This is a genomic window from Pseudomonas sp. AGC41 (genome assembly GCF_057334555.1).
This window is the reverse complement of record NZ_JBHFJB010000096.1, coordinates 9403-13412: the sequence shown is the minus strand read 5'-3', so window position 1 is coordinate 13412 and position 4010 is coordinate 9403. Positions and strand designations below refer to the sequence as shown.

3 protein-coding genes are annotated in these 4010 nt (G+C 61.5%); all 3 read right to left on the bottom strand.

The features are described from left to right. Positions 1 to 89: 89 nt before the first annotated feature. Entirely contained in the window at positions 90 to 1100 is a 1011-nt protein-coding gene (locus ACE04F_RS17010; protein ID WP_434700669.1) for an ornithine carbamoyltransferase, read from the bottom strand. A gap of 66 nt (positions 1101 to 1166) precedes the next feature. After that, positions 1167 to 2423 (bottom strand): arginine deiminase, encoded by a 1257-nt coding sequence (gene arcA, locus ACE04F_RS17005; RefSeq protein ID WP_486108473.1) that lies wholly within the window; start codon positions 2421 to 2423, stop codon positions 1167 to 1169. Between the two features lie 31 nt (positions 2424 to 2454). Continuing rightward, entirely contained in the window at positions 2455 to 3882 is a 1428-nt protein-coding gene (gene arcD / locus ACE04F_RS17000) for an arginine-ornithine antiporter (RefSeq protein WP_486108471.1), read from the bottom strand. Between the last annotated feature and the right edge of the window lie 128 nt (positions 3883 to 4010).

Below are 4010 nucleotides of genomic sequence, written 5' to 3'. Positions count from 1 at the left end.
TCCCACATCAATGCAAGCTGACACTCCGCCATCGCGAGCCCCCCCCCTCCCACAGTGAAGAGCATTCCAACAGGGGATCGAACCGGTATTCAGATATCCGCCAACGCCGCCACCAGGATCGCCTTGATGGTGTGCATGCGGTTCTCTGCCTGTTCGAAGGCGATGTTGGCCGGGGATTCGAAGACGTCCTCGGTCACTTCCACGCCGTTGGCCAGGTTCGGATAACGCGCGGCGATGTCCTTGCCGACCTTGGTTTCGCTGTTGTGGAACGCAGGCAGGCAATGCATGAACTTCACGCGCGGGTTGCCCGAGGCCTTCATCATTTGCGCGTTGACCTGATAGGGCAGCAGTTGCTGGATGCGCTCGTCCCAGGCCTCCACTGGCTCGCCCATGGAGACCCAGATATCGGTATGGATGAAGTCCACGCCCTTGACCGCTTCTTCCGGGTCTTCGGTGATGGTGATCCGTGCACCGCTTTCGGCGGCGAAGGCCTGGCACTGGTCGATGAAGTCCTGATGCGGCCACAGGGCTTTCGGCGCGCCGATGCGCACGTCCATGCCCAGCTTGGCGCCGATCATCAGCAGCGAGTTGCCCATGTTGTAGCGCGCATCGCCCAGGTAGGCGTAGCTGATGTCATGCAGCGGCTTGTCACTGTGTTCGCGCATGGTCAGGGTGTCGGCGATCATTTGCGTGGGGTGGAATTCGGCGGTCAGGCCGTTGAACACCGGCACGCCGGCGAACTTGGCGAGTTCCTCGACGATCTCCTGCTCGAAGCCACGGTATTCGATGGCGTCGAACATCCGCCCCAGCACCCGGGCGGTGTCCTTCATGCTTTCCTTGTGGCCGATCTGTGACGAAACCGGGTCGATGTAAGTGACGTGGGCGCCCTGGTCATGGGCCGCGACTTCGAAGGCGCAACGCGTACGGGTCGAGGTCTTCTCGAAGATCAGCGCGATGTTCTTGCCTTTGAGGTGCGGTTGCTCGGTGCCGGTGTACTTGGCGCGCTTGAGGTCGCGGGACAGGTCGAGCAAGAAGTGCAGCTCGCGGTGGGTGTGGTGCATCAAGCTCAGCAGGCTGCGGTTGCGCATATTGAAAGCCATGATGGATCTCCTTGGGTGTCGGTTATCCCCTGGGCCGTTTTCGATAAAACGACCCAGGCTCAGAGGTCAGTAGTCGATAGGGTCGCGGACGATCGGGCAGGTCATGCAATGGCCGCCGCCACGGCCACGACCGAGTTCTCCGGCGCTGATGGTGATGACTTCCACCCCGGCCTTGCGCAGCAGCGTGTTGGTGTAGGTATTGCGGTCGTAGCCAATGACCACGCCTGGCTCCAGGGCAACCACGTTGTTGCCGTCGTCCCATTGCTCGCGTTCGGCGGCGAAGCTGTTGCCGCCGGTTTCAACGATCCGTAGCTCGGGCAGCTTGAGGGCGCTGGCGACGGTACTGAGGAAGCTGCCTTCCTCGCGCCGCACGTCGATGCCGCCGGGTTTGCTCTCGTCCGGGCGCAGCGAGAACGCGACGATCTGGCTGACGACTTCGGGGAAAACCGTCACCAGGTCGCGGTCGCAGAAGCTGAACACGGTGTCCAGGTGCATCGCTGCGCGGGAGCGCGGCAGCCCTGCGACAATCACCCGCTCGACGGCGTTGTGCTTGAACAGGTTCAGTGCCAGTTGGCCAATGGCCTGGCGCGACGAGCGTTCGCCCATGCCGATCAATACCACGCCATTGCCGATGGGCATTACGTCGCCGCCTTCGAGGGTGGCGTTAGCGTGGTCCAGGTCCGGGTCGCCATACCAGATCTGGAAATCGGCTTGGGTAAACTCGGGATGGAATCGGTAGATGGCGGTGGTGAGCAAGGTTTCCTGGCGGCGCGCCGGCCAGTACATCGGGTTCAGCGTCACGCCGCCGTAGATCCAGCAGGTGGTGTCGCGGGTGAACTGGGTGTTGGGCAGCGGCGGCAGGATGAAGCTGGAATGCCCGAGGAAGTCGCGGAACATCTGAATGGTCTTGCCGCCGAAGCTGTCCGGCAGGTCATCGGCCGAGACGCCGCCGATCAGGTATTCGGCGATGTTGCGTGGCTCCAGGCTGCGCAACCACGCGCCGACTTCATGCACCAGGCCCAGGCCCACCGAGTTGGCGGTGATCTTGCGATGCAGGATCCAGTCGAGCGCTTCGGGGATGGCGACGATATCGGTCAGCAGGTTGTGCATCTCCAGCACGTCGATACCGCGTTCACGCATTTTGGTGACGAAGTCGAAATGGTCGCGCTTGGCCTGGTTAACCCAGATCACATCGTCGAACAGCAGCTCGTCGCAGTTGTTCGGCGTCAGTCGCTGGTGGGCCAGGCCGGGTGAACAGACCATGACTTTGCGCAGTTTGCCGGCTTCGGAATGGACGCCGTATTTCACTTTTTCCGTGGTCATTACAAATCCTCCAAATGAAACAGTCAGCCGGTTACAGGCTCAGGAAGCCGTCATAAAGGCCATAGGCAGCCACCAGGGCACCGACCACCACGGCGGCAAAAATCAGCTTCTCGACCGAGGTGAAAACCGGTTTGCCCAGTTCGCGCTTGGCCTTGGCGAACAGGATCGCGCCAGGGGCGTAGAGCAGGGCGGAGAGCAGCAGGTACTTGATCCCACCGGCATACAGCAGCCACATCGCGTAGATCAGCGCGATGGCACCGATGGCCAGATCCTTGCGCCGTTCGGCCAGGGCGTTTTCATAGGTTTCGCCGCGCACCGCCAACAGCAGTGCGTAGGCCGCCGACCATAGGTACGGCACCAGGATCATCGAGGTGGCGAGGTAGATCAGCGACAGGTAGGTGCTGGCGGAAAACAGCGTGACGATCAGGAACAGCTGGACCATCGCGTTGGTCAGCCACAGCGCGTTGGCCGGTACATGATTGGCGTTTTCCCTGCGCAGGAAGGCCGGCATGGTGTGATCCTTGGCGGCGGCAAACATGATCTCGGCGCACAGCAAGACCCAGGACAGCAGGGCACCGAGCAGCGAGATAACCAGGCCGACGCTGATCAGCACAGCGCCCCAGTGACCGACCACGTGCTCGAGTACGGCGGCCATGGATGGGTTCTGCAGCTTCGCCAGTTCAGGTTGGGTCATGATCCCCAGGGAGAGCACGTTCACCAGTACCAGCAACAACAGCACCGTGATGAAGCCGATGACCGTGGCCTTGCCGACGTCGCTGCGTTTTTCGGCGCGGGCCGAGAAAATGCTCGCGCCTTCGATGCCGATGAACACCCACACGGTGACCAGCATCATGTGTCGCACCTGATCCATCACACTGCCCAGGTCCGGGTTTTTCAGACCCCAGATGTCGGCGGCAAAAATATCCAGCTTGAAGGCGAACACCGCGATCAGCACGAACAGCAGCAGCGGCACGACCTTGGCAACGGTGGTGACCAGGTTGATGAACGCTGCTTCCTTGATGCCCCGCAGCACCAGGAAATGCACGGCCCACAGCAACAGCGATGCGCCAATCACTGCCGCCACGGTGTTGCCTTCGCCAAACACCGGGAAGAAATAGCCCAGGGTGCTGAACAACAAGACGAAGTAGCCGACGTTGCCCAGCCAGGCGCTGATCCAGTAACCCCAGGCCGAGGAAAACCCCATGTAGTCGCCAAACCCGGCCTTGGCGTAGGCGTACACGCCGCCGTCCAGATCGGGTTTGCGATTGGCCAGGGTCTGGAACACAAACGCAAGGGTCAACATGCCCACTGCGGTGATGGCCCAGCCTATCAATACGGCGCCGACGTCGGCGCTGGCGGCCATGTTCTGCGGCAGGGAAAAGATCCCGCCGCCGATCATCGAACCCACCACCAGCGCAACCAGCGCACCCAATCGAAGTTTTCCCGGGGTATCGGACATTGCAGGACTCTCATGCGGGGAAGCGAGTCAACAGCCTAAGTCGATTCGAAGGGGCGGCAGCTGATCTGGGTCAGTTCAACCGCGGAGCATGAGCTGAAAGGGCTGGATGCAAAACCTGTGGGAGCGAG